This is a genomic window from Hydrogenophaga taeniospiralis CCUG 15921 (assembly GCF_001592305.1).
GTDB classification, from domain to species: domain Bacteria; phylum Pseudomonadota; class Gammaproteobacteria; order Burkholderiales; family Burkholderiaceae_C; genus Hydrogenophaga; species Hydrogenophaga taeniospiralis.
Genome location: NZ_BCWR01000005.1, coordinates 138,350 through 155,980, shown reverse-complemented (window position 1 = coordinate 155,980; position 17,631 = coordinate 138,350). Strand labels below are relative to the sequence as shown.

At 69.0% G+C, this 17,631-nt stretch carries 12 protein-coding genes and 1 other RNA gene; 5 read left to right on the top strand and 8 right to left on the bottom strand.

The annotated features are described in order from the left end of the window. Positions 1-40 precede the first annotated feature (40 nt). Together HTA01S_RS07230 and dnaX are read right to left on the bottom strand one after the other, a co-directional pair. The gene (locus HTA01S_RS07230) at positions 41-373 is read right to left on the bottom strand and encodes a YbaB/EbfC family nucleoid-associated protein (RefSeq protein WP_068168561.1); all 333 of its coding nucleotides are present in this window, start codon (positions 371-373) and stop codon (positions 41-43) included. Between the two features lie 45 nt (positions 374-418). After that, positions 419-2,446 (bottom strand): DNA polymerase III subunit gamma/tau, encoded by a 2,028-nt coding sequence (gene dnaX, locus HTA01S_RS07225; RefSeq protein ID WP_084235927.1) that lies wholly within the window; start codon positions 2,444-2,446, stop codon positions 419-421. 65 nt (positions 2,447-2,511) lie between these two features. Between dnaX and ffs the strand changes: the two genes are divergently transcribed. Beyond that, positions 2,512-2,608, top strand: an RNA gene (gene ffs / locus HTA01S_RS07220) — signal recognition particle sRNA small type. 35 nt (positions 2,609-2,643) lie between these two features. Here the strand turns inward: ffs and HTA01S_RS07215 are convergent. The 4 genes from HTA01S_RS07215 to HTA01S_RS07200 all read right to left on the bottom strand — a co-directional run bounded on the left by HTA01S_RS07215 (position 2,644) and on the right by HTA01S_RS07200 (position 11,195). Continuing rightward, complete coding sequence (locus HTA01S_RS07215; protein ID WP_068168558.1) at positions 2,644-3,636, bottom strand: Bug family tripartite tricarboxylate transporter substrate binding protein; 993 nt, start codon at positions 3,634-3,636, stop codon at positions 2,644-2,646. Positions 3,637-3,730: 94 nt separating this feature from the next. After that, complete coding sequence (locus tag HTA01S_RS07210; protein ID WP_084235926.1) at positions 3,731-5,077, bottom strand: TIGR03862 family flavoprotein; 1,347 nt, start codon at positions 5,075-5,077, stop codon at positions 3,731-3,733. After that, entirely contained in the window at positions 5,074-8,475 is a 3,402-nt protein-coding gene (locus HTA01S_RS07205) for a UvrD-helicase domain-containing protein (protein ID WP_068168555.1), read from the bottom strand. Before HTA01S_RS07205 ends, HTA01S_RS07210 begins: the two co-directional genes overlap by 4 nt. Next, positions 8,472-11,195 (bottom strand): PD-(D/E)XK nuclease family protein, encoded by a 2,724-nt coding sequence (locus tag HTA01S_RS07200; protein WP_068168552.1) that lies wholly within the window; start codon positions 11,193-11,195, stop codon positions 8,472-8,474. The genes HTA01S_RS07205 and HTA01S_RS07200 overlap by 4 nt, the downstream gene beginning before the upstream one ends. Before the next feature lie 122 nt (positions 11,196-11,317). Here HTA01S_RS07200 and trxA point away from each other — a divergent pair, with 122 nt between their 5' ends. The 4 genes from trxA (at position 11,318) to HTA01S_RS07180 (ending at position 15,482) form a co-directional block, all read left to right on the top strand. Further along, positions 11,318-11,650, top strand: coding sequence for a thioredoxin TrxA (trxA, locus tag HTA01S_RS07195; protein ID WP_068168549.1), 333 nt, complete (start codon positions 11,318-11,320; stop codon positions 11,648-11,650). A gap of 197 nt (positions 11,651-11,847) precedes the next feature. Next, complete coding sequence (gene rho / locus HTA01S_RS07190; RefSeq protein ID WP_068168546.1) at positions 11,848-13,110, top strand: transcription termination factor Rho; 1,263 nt, start codon at positions 11,848-11,850, stop codon at positions 13,108-13,110. 205 nt (positions 13,111-13,315) lie between these two features. Further along, positions 13,316-13,579, top strand: a complete 264-nt coding sequence (locus HTA01S_RS07185; RefSeq protein ID WP_068168543.1) for a type B 50S ribosomal protein L31 — start codon at positions 13,316-13,318, stop codon at positions 13,577-13,579. 169 nt (positions 13,580-13,748) lie between these two features. Next, positions 13,749-15,482 (top strand): hypothetical protein, encoded by a 1,734-nt coding sequence (locus tag HTA01S_RS07180; protein ID WP_068168540.1) that lies wholly within the window; start codon positions 13,749-13,751, stop codon positions 15,480-15,482. Between the two features lie 2 nt (positions 15,483-15,484). Here HTA01S_RS07180 and phoR read toward each other — a convergent pair whose 3' ends face one another. Both phoR and phoB read right to left on the bottom strand, forming a co-directional pair. Continuing rightward, the gene (gene phoR, locus HTA01S_RS07175; protein ID WP_068168538.1) at positions 15,485-16,804 is read right to left on the bottom strand and encodes a phosphate regulon sensor histidine kinase PhoR; all 1,320 of its coding nucleotides are present in this window, start codon (positions 16,802-16,804) and stop codon (positions 15,485-15,487) included. After that, on the bottom strand, positions 16,801-17,532 hold the full coding sequence (gene phoB / locus HTA01S_RS07170) for a phosphate regulon transcriptional regulator PhoB (RefSeq protein ID WP_068168535.1): 732 nt from the start codon (positions 17,530-17,532) through the stop codon (positions 16,801-16,803). Before phoB ends, phoR begins: the two co-directional genes overlap by 4 nt. Between the last annotated feature and the right edge of the window lie 99 nt (positions 17,533-17,631).

The window sequence follows — 17,631 nt, the reverse complement described above, 5'->3', positions numbered from 1 at the left end:
TGCTTTTTTGAATGCCGGCCTGCGGCCAGTTCGGCCGCGCTCAGAAGGGGAACTTCATCCCGCCGGGCAGGCCCGGCATGCCGGCCGTGAGCTTGCCCATCTTCTCGTTGGTGGTTTCTTCGGCCTTGCGCACCGCCGCGTTGAAAGCCGCGGCCACGAGGTCTTCGAGCATGTCCTTGTCGTCGGCCAGCAGGCTGGGGTCGATGGTGACGCGCTTCACATCGTGCTTGCAGGTCATGAGCACCTTCACCAGCCCGGCGCCGGACTCACCGGTGACTTCGATGAAGGCCAGTTCGTCCTGGGCCTTTTTCAGGTTGTCCTGCATGGCCTGGGCCTGCTTCATGAGGCCCGCGAGTTGTCCTTTGTTGAACATGACTTTTTCCTTGGTTGGGGGTCGATTGCGAAAGAAATGGAGGGTTCAGCGATCCGCCGACAGGCCACCGCTGGATGCGTGGGCCCCGTCGGGAGACGGCGATCCGCGCAGCGGCGCGGCCTGGGTTTGCATGGCCGCCGTGGCCTTGAGTGTGCCGGGCACGATTCTGCCGCCAAAGTCGCGCATCATGCTCTGCACGAACGGGTCGTCCATGATGCGTTGTTCGGCCTCGCGCTGGCGGCGCGCGGCCTCGGCGGCCAGGCGCAACGAGGGGGAGTCCTGCACCGGCCCGATTTCAACCGCCAGCCGGACCTCGTGCCCCACAGTGCCCAGCGCCGTGGCCAGCCGCTCGCGGATGTTGCCCTGGTTGAGCGACTCGCGCTCCACCCGCAACACCCACTGGCCGCTGTCGCGCGCCACCAGCTGAGACTGCAGGCCGAGCTCGCGTACCAGCGCGGTCACCGCTTCAGCACGCACCAGCTGCATCACGGTGTCGAACCAGAAATCGCCCTCGGGGCTGGGCACCACCTCGGGCACGGGGCGGGCCTCGCCCGGGTCGCGCCGCTGGTCCAGCCGTTGCGAGGGCCCCGGGTCCCGCACCGGAATCGCCACCACGCGGCGCGAGGTCTGCACGCCTTCTTCGGGTGGCGCAGGCTCTTCATCAACCCAGGGCGGCAGATCCTCGTCGTTGGGCGCCGTGTTTGACGCTGCCACCGCTGGGTGAACGGACCCCTCGGGGGCGGGCGGCGGCGGCGCATCGGTTCTCGCGGCGGCGGCGGGTGCCGTCGCTGTCGGGGCCTGTGGTGGCTGGGCGGGTACGGCCACCGGGGCCACCGGTGCCGCTGGCGTCTGCGGTGCGCGCACAAGCGGCGCGGGAGGCGTGGGAGGTGCCTGGGACGGGGTGTTCGGGGCCTCAGCCCCTGTTTTCAGTGTTTTTTTTTCCGCCGGTGCGCGGGTTTCGGCGCTGGCGGGTTTGAACGCCAGCAGGCGCAGCAGCACCATGGTGAGCGCCGCGTACTCGTCGGGCGCCAGGCCCAGTTCACCACGGCCGTGCAGGCACAGGCTGTACAGCAGCTGGGTTTCATCGGCGGGCAGATCGTTGGCCAGACGCACGATCTCGGCAGCATCCGGGTCGTCCAGGTCCTGAGAGCCGGCGCGCTCGGGTACCGCCTGCAGCACCGCCATGCGTTGCAACACGCCGGTCATCTCTTCCAGCGTGGAGGCCGCGTTCAGGCCATCCACACGCAAGGTCTCGATGGTGTTCACCACGGTGGCGCCGTCGCCCCGCGCCAGCGCGTCGATCAGGCGCAGCACATGCGAGCGGTCCACCGCGCCCAGCATCTGGCGCACCGTGGCCTCCTGCAGCTGGCCGCCGCCAAAGGCAATGGCCTGGTCGGTCAACGAGAGCGCGTCGCGCATGGAGCCACGCGCGGCGCGCGAGATCAGGCGCAACGCCTGCGCCTCGGCCGGCACGCTTTCGGACTGCAGCACCTGCCGCAGGTGTTCCAGCACGGTTTCGGGCGCCATGGGCCGCAGGTTGAACTGCAGGCAGCGCGAGAGCACGGTGACGGGCACCTTCTGGGGGTCGGTCGTGGCCAGCACGAACTTGAGGTACTCGGGCGGCTCTTCCAGCGTCTTGAGCATCGCGTTGAACGCGTGCCCGGTGAGCATGTGCACCTCGTCGATCATGAAGACCTTGAAGCGGCCCTGCACCGGCTTGTAGACCGCCTGTTCCAGCAGCGCCTGCACCTCGTCCACGCCTCGGTTGGACGCGGCGTCGAGTTCTGTGTAGTCCACGAAACGGCCGGCATCGATGTCGGTACAGGCCTGGCACACGCCGCAGGGTTCGGCGGTGATGCCGCCCTGCCCGTCCGCCCCCAGGCAGTTGAGCGACTTGGCCAGGATGCGCGAGACGGTGGTCTTGCCCACGCCGCGGGTGCCGGTAAACAGGTAGGCGTGGTGCAGCCGCTGGGTGGTCAGTGCGTTGGACAGCGCCCGGACCACGTGCTCCTGCCCCACCATTTCGGTGAAATTGCGCGGGCGGTATTTGCGGGCCAGGACGACATAGGACATGGCTTCGATTCTAAGCGGCGCCCCCACGGCAGCGGACCCGCTCGCCATCGCCTACAATCGACCCCGACGGGCCTTCCCGCATGGTGAAGCGGCCAACCGGGTCAGGTGGGGAACCAAGCAGCCCTAACTGTGAATCCAGTGCCGGGGTCAAGGCTCGTCACCCCCCTTTTTTCGATTCAGCCCCCTGCCGGCCGTTCTCAGAACGCGTCGATCTTCAGGTTCTGGCGCTGAACCACGTTTTTCCAACCCTCAAAGTCCTTTCGCAGGAAGCTCGCCAGCGCGGCGGGCGTGCCTGTGGCGGGCTCCAGCGCGTCCAGTGTCAGGCGGGCCTTCACGTCCGGCATGTCCACCAGCTGCGCGAGTGCCGTGTTGAGCCGTTCCACCACCGGCGCGGGGGTGTCGCGTGGCGCCATCAGGGCGAAATAGTTCAACACGTCAAAGCCGGCCATGCCGGACTCGGCCATGCTGGGCACCTGCGGCAAGGCCGGGCTGCGGCGCTCGCTGGTGACCGCCAGCGCCTTGAGCCGGCCGTCGCGGATGTAGGGCGCGAGCGCGGGGATGGTGCCGGTCAGCAGATGGATTTCGCCCGACAGCACGTCCAGGGTGGCCGGCGCGATGCCGCGGTAGGGAATGTGCGTGATGTAGGTGCCGGTGCGCGCCTTGAGCGACTCCAGCACCAGGTGGTTGATGCCGCCGACACCGGCCGAGCCGTAGTTGAGCGCGCCGGGGCGCTGGCGGGCCAGGGCCACGAGTTCCGGCAGCGTGTTCGCCGGCAACTGCTGGTTGGCCGCCCAGACCAGCGGGCCCTGGGCGATCATGCCCACCGGCGCGAAGTCGGCCAAGGGGTCGTAACCGGCCCCGGGCAGGGCCGCGGCCACGGTGGTGAAGGGTGCGGCGGCCAACAGCAGGGTGTGTCCGTCGGGCGCGCTCTGCGCGACCGCCTGGGCCCCCAGCGCGCCCGAAGCGCCCACCCGGTTTTCCACCACCACCGTGGCCTTGAGCAGCTCGGCCAGCTTGGCCGCCACCAGACGCCCCATGGCATCGGTGCCGGCGCCGGGCGCGAAGGGCACGATGATCTTGATGGGCCGCTCGGAGGTGCCAGCGGCCTGGCTGGCAAGCCCGCTCAGGCCCAGGGAGGCGATGGCCAGGTGGCGGATGAATGTGCGGCGGTGGGGTGCATGGAAAGACATGGTTTCAACTCCTGATCCGGGTCCGGTGACCGGGTTGTGACCACTGTAGGCAGCCCGTGTGAAAACGGAATGACGCCCCGGAATGACGCCCGCTTCAGGCCGCGTTCAACCAGGCGGCGGCGCCCTGGCCGGCGGCCACGCCGCTGGCCAGGCAGGCGGTGAGCAGATAGCCCCCGGTGGGGGCCTCCCAGTCCAGCATCTCGCCCGCGCAGAACAGGCCCGGCACGTTCTTCACCATCAAACGCTCGTCCAGCGCCTCCCAGCGCACGCCGCCCGCGCTGCTGATGGCTTCATCGATCGGGCGCGCTGCGATCAGCGTGATGGGCAGCGCCTTGATGGCGGCGGCCAGCCGTGCTGTGTCGTGGAGCGCGTCCTTGTCGAGACATTCGTTGAGCAGCGCCATCTTGATGCCGTCCAGACCCAGGCGGCTCTTGAGATGGCCCGAGAGGCTGCGCGAGCCGCGGGGATGCGCCACCTGGGCCAGCACGTGTTCCGCGCTGCGGTCGGGCAGCAGGTCGAGTTCGAAAGTGGCCCGGCCCTGTCGGGCGATCTCGTCGCGCAGCAGACCGGAGGCGGCATAGATCAGGCTGCCTTCCACGCCACCGGCGGTGGCGACGAATTCGCCCTTGCGCTGAAAGCTGCGCCCCAGGCCGTCGGTGAACCGGATGGCCACGGATTTGAACGGCTGGCCCGCAAAGCGGCTGGCGAAATGGGGGCTCCAGCCCGCAGCGATGCCGTGCACGGCCGACCCCGCCACGTCAAAGCCGCAATTGGCGGGCTGCAGCGGCGCCACGTCGATGCCGGCCTGATGCAGCCAGGGCACCCAGACCCCGTCGGACCCCAGGCGGGCCCAGCTCGCGCCGCCGAGCGCGAGCACGGTGGCACGTGCATGCACCTGCAGCGCGCCTTGCGGGGTGGTCAGGCACAGGGCCGGGGCTGCGGCTTCATCAGCGGCCCAACCCTGCCAGCGGTGCCGCATGTGGAACACCACCGGCGGCCCGCCGGCTTCGGGGTGGCGCAGGCGCTGAAGCCAGGCGCGCAGCAACGGCGCGGCTTTCATGTCGGTGGGAAAAATCCGCTGCGAGGTGCCGACGAAGGTCTCGATGCCCAGGCCCGCCGCCCAGTCGCGCACCGCCCGCGGGCCAAAGGCCTGCAGCAGGGGGCGCAGCACTTCGGCGCGCTCGCCGTAGCGGCCCATGAAAGCCTCCAGCGGTTCGGCGTGGCTCAGGTTCAGGCCGCCCTTGCCCGCCAGCAGGAACTTGCGTCCCACCGAGGGCATGGCGTCGAACAGGTGCACCCGCCGACCCGCCCGGCTCAAGACCTCGGCCGCCATCAGCCCGGCAGGGCCGCCGCCGATGACGGCCACATCGACGCTCAGCGCGGGCAAGCCCGCGCCGGCCGTGGTCGGGTTGAAATGGGGCTGGGTGTCGGAATCGGTCATGGGGTCTGGAGTTCGACCGGCAGTGGAATCAGCCGGCCCATGGGGTTGATGAAGGCCAAGCGCAGTGGCGCACCGGGGCGCGCCTGGGCCATGGCCTGCTGGTAGTGGCGCATCTGCGCGATCAGTTCGGGTTGGCGCTCGGGGTGTTCGGCGCTTTTGAAATCGAGCACCCACCAGGTGCCGGTGGCGCGCTCGCGCACCAGCCGGTCCAGCCGCAGCAGCTCGCCCTGGTGAAACAGTTCGACTTCGTTGCCCCAGTGGTCGAGCACCTCTGCGTCCCAGACCCAGGCCGCTTCGCCGGCCACGATGCGCCGCGCCATGGCCAGTGCCTCGCGGGCCTGGGCCGGGTCCAGTGCGAATTCGCGCGCGACGGCCTGGACGTGCTCGCCCGTCCAGTCAAAGCCCTGGGCCGGCGTGGGCCGCCATTGCAACAGGCGGTGCAACGCCAGCCCGAGGCGGGTCGCGGTGTCGTCCACCGGCGGCGCGGGAATGGCCGCCGCATCCACAGCCTCACGCTGCACGCCCGGCACGTTCACGGGGGGCAAACCGGGCAGGTTGAAGGCGCCGTGATGGGCCATGTGGGGCGCCGCGTCGGCGGCCGGCGGCGGCGCGTCCACCGCGCTGGCCAGCGGTTGCAGGCGCTGGTACCAGCTGGTGGCGCTACCGCGCTGGTGGGGTTCGAAGCTGGAGATCACCAACCGCTCTTCGGCCCGGGTCAGGGCCACGTACAGCGCGTTGAGCTCTTCCAGCGCGCGTGCCTGCTGTTCCAGTTCCAGCGCGCTGGCGGCGCAAGCGGGTGGCGATTTTTCGCTCGCGAGAAACACGAAACGGCGCGGCGCGGCGTCTTCGCCGGGCCAGTCCACCAGCACCCCCATGTTCTCGGGTCGCGAGGGTCCGGCGTCGGTGTCGAGCATGAGCACGGTGTGGGCCTCCAGGCCCTTGGCACCGTGGATGGTGAGCAGCCGCACGGCGCCCGGGGTCTGGCTCGGCGTGGCCTTGATGCCGCCGGCCTTGAGCGCACGCACCAGGCGGTAGGGCGAAAGGAAACGCCCGCCATCCTGCGCCAGCGACTGCGCCAGCAGATCGCGCAACTGGGCCAGGGTCGCGCCGCGCTGGCTGGGTGGCACGGCCTGGGCGAACCGCGCGAGCACGTCGCCGTGGTCGTACAGCGCCGAGAGCGCGTCGTGCGGCGGCAGGCTGTGGACCCAGGCACGGTACAGCGCCAGCCGCTCGGCCGTGGCGCAAAAGTCGCGCGCCTGCTCGTGGGCCTGTTGCGGATCGAAACCGGGCCGCTGCAACCAATCCGGTTGCTCACTCGACGACGCCTCAGCGAAACGCTGCAGCACGTCCCACCACGACGGCTTCACGGGTAACGGCATGGCATCGCCTTCGGCCCGCACCGTCCAGCGCTGGCGCAGCCGCGCCAGCTGGGCCAGCGCGTCGTCGCTCCAGCCGAACAGCGGCGACTTGAGCGCGCGCGCCAGGCTCAGGTCGTGGCGCGGCGAAACCAGCGCATCGAGCAGCGCCACCACGTCCTGCACCGCCGGGGCTTCGCAAAGGTCGAGCTTTTCGGGCTGCTCGCTGGCGATGCCGCGTTCGAGCAAGGCGTCGTGCATCCAGGCCAGGCGCTCGCGCCGGCGCGAGAGCACCATGATGTCGTCGGCCTGGACGCGGCCGGAGGCGATCTCGGCCGCCACCCAGTCGGCCGCCTGGCGCGCCTCCAGCGCGGACATGGTGTCTTCGGGCAGCACGCGCGGCGTGGTCAGGCTGTCGCGCCAGACCGGCTCGTCGCTGTCCCCGCCGGCCGCACGTTCGCGCAGGCTGCGCGCGAGCTGGGGCAAGGCGATCACCTCGCCGGGCCGCAGGCTTTCGGTGGTGTGGGCGCGGTAGCCACTGCTGTATTCACCCGCCTCCACCGCGGCCAGCATGGCGCTGTTGAGCGTGGCAACCACGCCCTGCGCGCAGCGGCGTGTGTGGTCGCAGCTGAGCAGCGCCCCCGCCAGGCCCTGCACCACGAAGGCCTGCGCGGCCTTGAACACCTGGGGCTCGGCACGGCGGAAGCGGTAGATGGATTGTTTGGGGTCGCCCACCAGGAACACACACGGTGCCTCGCCCGAACCCGCTCCGGCGTAGGCCGAGAGCCAGCCGTACAGCGCCTGCCATTGCAGCGGGTTGGTGTCCTGGAATTCGTCGATCAGCACGTGGCGCACGCGCGCGTCCAGCCGCTGCTGCATCCAGCCCGAAAGTTCGGCATCGCCCAACAGGCGCAGGGCCGCGCCTTCGACGTCGTTCATGTCCACCCAGCCGCGCTCGCGCTTGAGGTCCGCGTAGGCCACGAGCAGCACGCGGGTCAGGCGGGCCATGCGTTGGTGGTACTGCCAGGCAGTGTGCTGGCGCCGGGCGTTGCACAGGTCCTGTAGCTCGGGCTCGGCATCCTGGGCGGCGGCGAACTTGGTGAGGTTGGTGTTGAGCCGGTCTTCGCTGGCGACGAAGAAGCCCTTGCGCAGCAAGGCCAAGCGGCGGACCATCAGCGCCGGTTCGTCGGCCAGTTCAAACGCGTCGACCACGGCGTTGGCCGCGACCTTGGGTGTCTTGTTGGCCTCACCGCCGAGCAGCTTCGCGCGCGCCAGCCAGCGCTCGCGGGCACCGGGCTGCAGCAAGGCCAGTTCGGGCGCAGCCAGGCCAGCCCAATTCGGGTACAGGGCCGCGAACGGCTCCACCGAGCTGTCCACCACCCCGGCGGCATCGGCCAGCGCGAACTCCACCCGTTTCTGCAGCGCGTTGCTCAGCGCCTTGAGGGTCTGGTGGCGGCCGTGTTCGGCCACGCTGTCCATGAAATCCTGTTTGTCGTCGGCACTGGCCGACAGCGCGGCGTAGAAACGCGGCCAGACCAGGGCCACGGCCTGGGCATCGTCTTCCAGCAGCTCGTACTGGGCCGGCAGTTGCAGCTCCTGCAGCACCGACAGTGGCGCCCCCCGCAGCAGCGCGGCGAACCAGCTGTGAAAGGTGCGCACCTGCACCGTGCGGCCCAGCGCCGTGACGCGCGCGTGCAGGCCACGCGCCTGCGGAAGGCGCCGCACGGCGTCGGCCTCGGACAGGCCACGGGCCCGCAGTTCACCGGCCAGCGCGTCGTCAGGCAAATGGGCCCAGCGGCGCAACTCGGCGTTGAGCCGGTCCCGCATTTCGCCCGCGGCCTTCTTGGTGAAAGTGATGGCCAGGATGTCTTGTGGCGCGCAGCCGTCGAGCAGGGCGCGCAGGATGCGCGAGACCAGCATCCAGGTCTTGCCCGCGCCGGCGCAGGCCTCCACCGCGATGCTGCGCGCCGGATCGCAGGCCAGCGCATAGAAGGCTTCGCGCGCCACCTGGGCGCCGTTGATGCGGTAGGCGGCGGGGGTCATGTCCAGAAGTCCTTGCGGCACAGACCGCGCGCGGCGCAGAAGTCGCAGACCCGGCCCTCGCCCAGCGCGGGCATGGGCTGGCCGGCGGCAACGCGCGCCATGTCGTGCGCCAGGCCCTCGCGCAACCGCTCGCGCGCCATCAGCACCTCGGGCTGCTCCACCAGCAGGGTCGGCGCCTCCCGGGCGGCATCGCCGCGTTTGTCGGTGATGCTGAGGTAGGCCGCGCGCAGGTTTTCGTCCGGCAGCAGCGCGGCGTAAAACGCCAGCTGGGTGTCTTCCAGCGGCTCTTTCACGCGCTCCCGGGTGCCGGGGCGGCCCTCGGTCTTGTAGTCGATCACGAACGGAATGGCGCCCTCAGGGCTGTCCTGCCGGTCGATGCGGTCGAGCTTGCCGTAGAGCTTCCAGGGCCCTGCCTGAGCGGTCAGCGCGGCTTCGGCCCGATCAAAGCGGGGGCCGGCGCGCCCTTCGGCCGCTTCGAAGCCGGCGAGCCAGTCCAGGTAGCCGTCGCGCAGCGCGGGCCAGACCGCCTGGTACGGCAGGAAGCCGGCCCCACCCTCTCCGGCGTTGAGCCCCATGGCATCGGCCGTGCTGTCGGCCAGCCGGTCCAGCGCATCGCGGTCGGCCGCCAGGCCGGGTCTGGCGTCGCCGCGCTGTTCGTGAAAAGCGCGCAACACGGCGTGCAGCCAGTTGCCCATGTCGCGCTGGTCGGGTTCGGCCTCGAGTTCGGGCGCCTCGGCCAGGCGCAGTTGGCGCAAGGCGAAAAAACGGTAGGGGCAGTCGCGCAGGTCCTGGTAGGCGCTGGCGGAGAGGGACTCGGGCAACACATCGCCGGCCGACGGCTGGGGGCGCGGCTGGGGCAACGGATCCAGCGGGCGGGCCACGCGTGGATCGGCGGCGCCTTCAGCCTCGGCGAGAGATTCGATCGGCGGCAGCGCTTGCACCCAGGCACTGGGCAGCACCGTCTCGCCGCGTTCCTGCGTGCGCCACAACACGTCGAGTCGCGGCATCGCCAGCACGGCCTGCCAGGCCTGGGCCGCGGCTTCGGCCAGCGCTTCGCGCGTGGGCAGGCCCAGGGCCTCGCGCTGCGCCGTGGTCCACAGGCCCGGCGGTTCGGGGCTGGGGTTGAGGTGCGACTCGTCGCAACCGGGCACCACCGTGGCGGCGAAACCGCGGCCCAGCAACTGCGCCATGGGCAGGATCACCACCGCGGCCTCCCCTTCGCTGCGGGGCATGAAGCTCGCGCCTTCGAGCACGTCGCGCACCCAGGCGGTGAAGGCCGCGAGCGACAGGCGAGCGCCAGAGCGCCCGGGTGCTCGCGCGGCCGGGGTAGTGCCCGTCGTGGTACCCGAGAGCGCCTCGCTCACCAGCCCGAGTTCCTGCGCCGCGCCATCGCCCAGCCTCAATGCCTGGAGCATCTGTTGTCCCGCCGGATCGCCCTGCAGCCGCTCCCACAGACCACAGGCCAGGAGCGCTGCGGCCAGGTCCGTCAGCCACGGCACCAGGGCGCGCGCCGGCTGAAGCCCCTCCAGCAGGGTTGGCAATCCCTCGGGGAGCGCGGGTGCCAGTCGGGGCGAGCGCAGCGCGGCGCGCCAGAGCGACACCCCGGCATCGCGGGCGAGCTGCTCCAGCAACTGCACCTGCTTTTCGGGCCAGGCCGGGGCCTGCTTGAGCAGGTCCAGCACGTCGTCCATGCGGGCCCGGGCATCGGCCGCGCGCAGCAGGCTCATGAGCTGCGCCGCCGCGTGGGTGGTCGAGAGTTTCCAGCCGGTTTCGTCGCGCACCGTCAGGCCCGCGTGGTGCAGCATGGCGCTGACACGGCGCGTCAGCAGACGGTCGTTCGCCACCAGGGCCACCGGCGCATGCCCGGCGTTGATGCGCTCGATCACGCAGGCGGCGGCGCGCTGGGCTTCGTCTTCCGCATCGCCGCAGGCGTGCAGGCGTGGCGGGCCGACGGCCACTGAAACCGCAGCGGCGTCGGTGGCGACCTCGTGCAAGGCCAGCACCGTGGCACGAGCGCCCCAGTGGTTGGCCAGCGCGCTGGCGAGCGGGTCCTGCTGGAAACCCTGCAACAGGACCAGCGCATCGGCCCCCGTCCCCGGCGCGGCGAGCGGACCCCACAGCACGTCGGTGGCGTAGGCGGACGTGCTCGCCCAGGCCAGAGCCAGCGTGGCCAACAGGGCCTCCCACTGCAGGGCCTGCTGGGCGGGTGTGATCGCTTCGCGCAGACGCTCGGCCCAGGCCAGGCGCTGTTCGGGCGGTACCGCAGCGGCCAGCGGGGCCAGCTGACGCGTGGCCTCCACCAGGCGGGCCACCATGACCGAGCGCAACGATGCATCGGTGCGCCCCTGGGCCACGCGGTCCATGAACGCGGCCGCGACCAGGCTGTCGCGCGCCATGTCCATGCTCAGATCGGTCGGGCCCGGCAGGAACGGCTGCAGCGAGGTGGCCCAGTTGCGGCTGGATTCAAAACGGGGAGGAAAACCGCTGGGATGGGCCTGCGCCCAGGCGCGCCGTCCGGCCTCCATGAGCTGGGCGTACGGCACGAGCACCAGGGTGCGATCGGCCTCGGCCTGGCACCGGGCCATGGCCGTTTCGATGCGCGCGATCACCGCGTCCCAGCGCAACGACGCGGGGTGTGGCGCGGGCTGGGCGCCGGACGCGGATACCGACAGGCCCGCAGCGGCGTCACCGGGTTCTGGGAACAGGCTGGCAGGCGTCATGGATCGGGCGTTTCTGTCACAATGGAGCGAATCACGCCCCTGGGGGTATGTGTGGTACCTACCCTCCTGCGATGCGCGTGCCCAAACTTTAACCTCCCTGTTCAACGTTCTTAGGATGAATCATGGCCAGCGACCTGATCAAACACGTATCTGATGCAAGCTTCCAGGCCGATGTGCTCGACGCGCAGGCGCCGGTGCTGGTCGACTTCTGGGCCGAATGGTGCGGCCCCTGCAAGATGATTGCCCCGATCCTGGACGAAGTGGCCGGCTCGTACGACGGCAAGCTCAAGGTCACCAAGATGAACGTGGACGACAACCGCGATGTGCCGGCCAAGTTCGGCATCCGCGGCATCCCCACACTGATGCTGTTCAAGGATGGCCAGCTGGCTGCCACCAAGGTCGGCGCCATGAGCAAGGCCCAGCTCACCGCCTTCATCGACCAGCAGCTCGCCTGATCGTCGGACCGCAGCCCGCAAGACCCGCCCAGGTGCAATGCCCGGGCCTTGATTTCCGGGCTGCTCTTTTCCTGTCATAATTTGCGGCAACGCTGGCCAGACAGAGACCAGCTCTCTCATTGCGTACCGTCCGACAACCGGACGCCAGCGCCCCCTCCCCCGATTTTTTGACTCAACTCCCTCACGGAGTGAATTCCATGCACCTCAACGAACTCAAGGCACTGCACGTGTCTGAAGTCCTCAAGCAGGCTGAAGCACTTGAGATCGAGAACACCGGCCGCATGCGCAAACAGGAGCTCATGTTTGCCATCATCAAGAAGCGCGCCAAGGGCGGTGAACTGGTGAACGCCGACGGTGTGCTCGAGGTTCTGCCCGATGGCTTCGGTTTCCTGCGCGCGCCGGACACCAGCTACACCGCCAGCACCGACGACATCTACATTTCGCCCAGCCAGATCCGCCGATTCAATCTGCACACCGGCGACATGATCGAGGGCGAGGTGCGCATCCCCAAGGATGGCGAGCGCTATTTCGCGCTGAACAAGCTCGACAAGATCAACGGCCTGCCCCCCGAGGACAACAAGCACAAGATCATGTTCGAGAACCTGACGCCGCTGTTCCCCAAGGAACAGATGCGCCTGGAACGCGACATCAAGAGCGACGAGAACATCACCGGTCGTGTCATCGACATCATCGCCCCCATCGGCCGTGGCCAGCGGGCACTGATCGTGGCACCGCCCAAGAGCGGCAAGACGGTCATGATGCAGCACATCTGCCATGCCATCACCGCCAACCACCCCGAGGTGGAGCTGATGGTGCTGCTGGTGGACGAACGCCCGGAAGAAGTGACCGAAATGCAGCGCACCGTGCGTGGCGAGGTCATTGCCTCCACCTTCGACGAGCCCGCCGCGCGCCACGTGCACGTGGCCGAGATGGTGATCGAGCGCGCCAAGCGCCTGGTCGAACTCAAGAAGGACGTGGTGATCATGCTCGACTCGATCACCCGCCTGGCCCGCGCCTACAACAACGTGCTGCCCTCCAGCGGCAAGGTGCTCACCGGTGGTGTGGACGCCAACGCCCTGCAGCGCCCCAAGCGCTTCTTCGGCGCGGCCCGCAAGATCGAGGAAGGCGGCTCGCTGACCATCATCGCCACCGCGCTGGTCGACACCGGCAGCCGCATGGACGAAGTGATCTTTGAAGAGTTCAAGGGCACCGGCAACTGCGAAATCCACCTCGACCGCCGCCTGTACGAAAAGCGCGTCTTCCCCTCGATCCAGCTCAACCGCAGTGGCACCCGCCGTGAAGAACTGCTGCTGCAACCCGAGATCCTGCAGAAGACCCGCATCCTGCGCCAGTTCATGTACAACATGGACGAGATTGAGGCCATGGAAATGGTCTTGAAGAGCATGAAGTCGACGAAGAACAACTCCGAGTTCTTCGACATGATGCGGCGGGGCGGATAAAGCCCCCCCGCGCCGCCTTCGGCGTCCCCCCCCAGGGGGCAACACCTGCGGCCCGGCAAAGCCGGTCCCGCGGTGTTCTGGGTTTCAGGCATCTCGCTCCGGCCAGGTCCATTCTCCAGGCTATAATCAGCGGCTTTATTAATTTGCGACAAGTACAGCGGAATGGTTCCGTTGCGGCTGCCGCACCTGAACTCAAGGAAACGTCATGAAAGACGGCATTCACCCCAACTACCGCGAAGTCTGTTTCGTGGACCTGTCGAACAACTTCCAGTTCGTGACGCGCTCCTGCGCCAACACGAAGGAAATGATCAAGCTGGAAGACGGCCGCGAACTGCCGCTGTTCAAGCTGGATACCTCCAGCGAGTCGCACCCCTTCTATACCGGCACGCAGAAAAGCGTGGACAACATGGGTGGTCGCGTGGAACGTTTCCGCAACCGCTACGGCAAGGGCACCCCGGCCGCCAAATAAGCTGGCCGCGGTTCGGAACCTCCGGGTTCCGGCAGTCTCCTGCAAAAGCAGCCGGTCACCCCGGCTGTTTTTTTTTGCGCGGTCTCCCTGAAAAAAGCATGGCGACACCCGCCGCCAGGACACCCGGCCAAGCCTTGCTCGCCCTCTTGCGCCCTGTATATTCCCCGCAGTGAACCCAACCACCCCCGCCATCGTCAGCCAGACGGCCGTGCGCCGCTTGCCCCGGCTTGCACTCATCCTGTTCTGCATCGCCTACGTGCTGCCCGGCTTCCTGGGGCGTGAGCCCTGGAAGAACGCCGATGTGACGGCATTTGGCGTGATGCTGGAGATGGCGGCCGGCCACAGCGGCTGGTGGCAGCCCCAGGTCCTTGGCTGGGCGGTGGAAGAGGCCGGCCCCATGCCCTACTGGCTGGGCGCCCTCTTCATCCAGTGGCTGCCGATGCTGCCCGCCGACCTCGCCGCACGCATTCCTTTCGCGCTGTTGCTGGCCATCACCCTGCTCTGCACCTGGTACAGCGTCTACCATCTCGCCCGCCAGCCGGCGGCTCAGCCGGTGAGCTTCGCGTTCGGCGGCGAGGCCAACCCCCTGGACTACGCGCGTGCGCTGGCCGACGCCGGGCTGCTGGCCCTGGTGGCCTGCCTGGGCCTGGCCCAGCTGTCACACGAAACCACACCCGACCTGGCCCGCCTGGCCATGGTCTCGGCCATGCTCTATGCCGCCGCCAGCCTGGCGCACGGAACATCGCGCCACCCTTGGCGCGCGGTGCTGGTGTGGGGACTGGCCACATTGGGCCTGGTGTTCAGCGGTGCCCCCTGGACCACGGTCCTGCTGGGGGGCGGCCTTCTGGTGATCGTGTATGTGGCCCGCCGCACGCAGGCCAGCCAGGAGTCTGACGGCGGTTCCGTGGACGACGCCGCGCCCGTATGGGCCAACCCGTGGTGGTGGTCTGTCGCGCTGCTGGCGATCGTGCTGGCCGTGTCGGCGCTGGCGGGTCAGGTGCCCATGCCCGGCATGCCGACCCTGCCCGATCCGATGAACTGGCCCAGTTGGGGACGCCTGCTGCTGTGGTTCACCTGGCCCGCCTGGCCCCTGGTGCTCTGGACGCTGTGGCGCTGGCGCCGCCAGCTCTTCAGGCCCCATGTGGCCTTGCCCCTGTGGGCCGCACTGGTGGGCGTGACCGCCAGCGCCCTGTCCGAACGGCACGACCGTACGCTGCTGCTGGCCCTGCCTGCGCTGGCCGCGCTGGCCGCGTTTGCGCTGCCCACGCTGCGACGCAGCATGTCGGCGCTGATCGACTGGTTCACACTGATCTTCTTCACCGGCTGCGCCCTCATCATCTGGGTGATCTGGTTCGCCATGCAGACCGGTGTGCCCGCCAAACCGGCGGCCAACGTGGCGCGGCTGGCCCCGGGTTTTGTGCCCGAGTTTTCGGGGCTGCTGTTCGGTCTGGCCCTGCTGGCCTCCGCCGCCTGGGTCTGGCTGGTGGCCTGGCGTGTCGGCCAGCACCGCGAAGCCATCTGGAAAAGCCTGGTGCTGCCCGCCGCAGGCAGCACGCTGTGCTGGCTGCTGCTCATGACCTTGTGGCTGCCCCTGCTCGACTTTGGTCGCAGCTACGGGCCGATCTCGCGCCGCATCGCCAGCATGGTGCCCGCGGGCAGTTGCGTGATCGCCGATGGGCTCACACAGGCCCAGATCGCGGCGCTGCAATACCACGGCCGCCTGCGGCTGGTGCTCAGCACCAGCGGGCCGGCACCGGCCTGCCGCATGCTGGTGGTGGCACCCGCGAGCCAGCCCACGCTGGACGAGCGGGTCACCCTCACCCAATGGGCCTACCGGGCCAAGGTGCGCCGGCTCACCGACAACAAGGAAAGTCTGTTGATCTACCGGCGGGTCGGCGGCTGAGTTCAGCCGGTGACGCGCTCGCGCACCCGCGAGGCCGGCAGCACCACCTGGAAGGTCGAGCCCTGCCCTGGTGTGCTCTGCACTTCCACCTGACCACCATGGCGCTGGGCCACGTGTTTGACGATGGCAAGGCCGAGACCGGTGCCGCCGGTTTCGCGTGAACGGCTGCGGTCCACGCGGTAAAAACGCTCGGTCAGGCGCGGCAGGTGTTCCGCCGCGATGCCCGGGCCCGTGTCGGTGACGAAGAACTCGCCCCCGCCATCGGGCCGCAGACGCCAGCCGGCCTCGATCCGTCCGCCACCGGGTGTGTAGCGCACCGCGTTGCTGAGCAGATTGGACATGGCGCTGAGCAGTTCGGTCTTGGCGCCCGAGACCCAGAACGAGGCTGCGGCCATGGCACGGATCTCGTGCGGAGGCTGGGCGATCGCCTGCGTCAGGCCCTGTGCCTCCTGGATCACGTGGGTGAGCAGTTCTTCGCTATCGATCCACTCGCCCGGCCCCGGCGCCGGGCTGCCTTCCAGGCGTGAAAGCGTGAGCAGATCGCTCACCAGCGTCTGCATGCGCTGCGCCTGCTGGCTCATCAGACCAAGGTAACGCGCGCGGTCATCCTCTTCGAGGGGAATGCTCTGCATGGTCTCCACGAAGCCGCTGAGCACCGTGAGTGGCGTGCGGATTTCATGCGACACGTTGGCCACGAAATCCCGGCGCATGGCCTCGGCCAACTGCACGGCGGTGACATCGCGCGTGAGCACGAGTTTGCGCTTCTTGCCGTATGGGTGGATCTGCAGCGAGATCTTCGCCGGCTGCGAGGGACGCACACCCGGACCATCGATCTGGATTTCGTAGCTGAAATCGCCGCCGGCCATGTAGGCCGTGAACGCGGGCGCGCGCACCATGTTGCGCACGTACTGGCCCAGATCGCGCTGGGGATCAAAGCCCAGATGCGCCGCCGCGGTGAGGTTGGACCACTCGATGCGCCCCGCGGAATCCAGCAGCACGACACCGTTGGGCGAGGCCTGGATGGCGGCGAGGAAATCCTCCAGCCGCGCGTCACTGTTCTGCGCCTTCTTTTCCAGCTTCTTGATCAGCTTGCGGCTGCGTTCGACCAGCTCGCCCCAGGTGCCCGACACGCGGGGCGAGCGCGAGGCGTCGGCCTTGTTGAGCCAGCGCAGCACACTGCGCGCGCGCAAGCCGTCGAAGATGCTCCAGATCAGCGCGCCGACCAAGGCACCGGCAAACGTCCAGGCCGTGGCATCGTTGGCCCAGCCCCACACCGCTCCCAGCGCCACCAGGAGCAGCAGCTCGATCGCACGCCGCGTCATGCGGTGGCGGTGTCTGTGCCTTGGGCCGGGCGTCCCGTGGAATTCACCGCTGTGAGGCGATAGCCGGCACCGCGCACGGTTTCCACCATGCCCGCGGCCTCGCCCAGTGATTCCCTCAAACGCTTGACATGCACGTCCACGGTCCGCTCCTCGATAAAGACATGATCTCCCCAGATCTTGTCAAGCAGCGTACCACGGGTGTGCACCCGCTCCGCGTGCTTCATGAGGTAGTGCAGGAGCTTGAATTCGGTCGGGCCGACCTTGAGTTCGGCCCCGCGAAACGTGATGCGGTAGGTGCCCGCGTCCAAGGACAGATCGCCCACCTGCACCGAGTCTTTCACGATCTCGGGCGCGCGGCGGCGCAGCACGGCGCGGATGCGCGCGAGCAGCTCCTGGGTGGAGAAGGGTTTGGTGATGTAGTCGTCCGCCCCGGCGTCGAGCCCCTGCACCTTGTCGGACTCGTCGCTACGCGCGGTCAGCATGAGAATCGGCACGGTCTTCGTGCGCTCCTGCTTGCGCCACTGGCGCGCCAGCGTGGCGCCACTCTCGCCGGGCAGCATCCAGTCGAGCAGGATGACGTCGGGCAGCACCGCGTCGACCTCGCGCTGCGCCGCCGCACCGTCGAACACCACGGTGGGTGCGAAACCGTTGTGCCGCAGGTTGACGGCGATCAGCTCGGCGATGGCCGGTTCGTCTTCCACCACCAGGACACGGGGTAGCTTTCTCACGATGACACCCCCTGAACAGCACGGCATGTGGCGAAGGAGCGGCTTTGCCCCAGGGCCAGCGCAGAACCGGCTTGGCCGGGCTGCTGCTGGCGCTCCCCT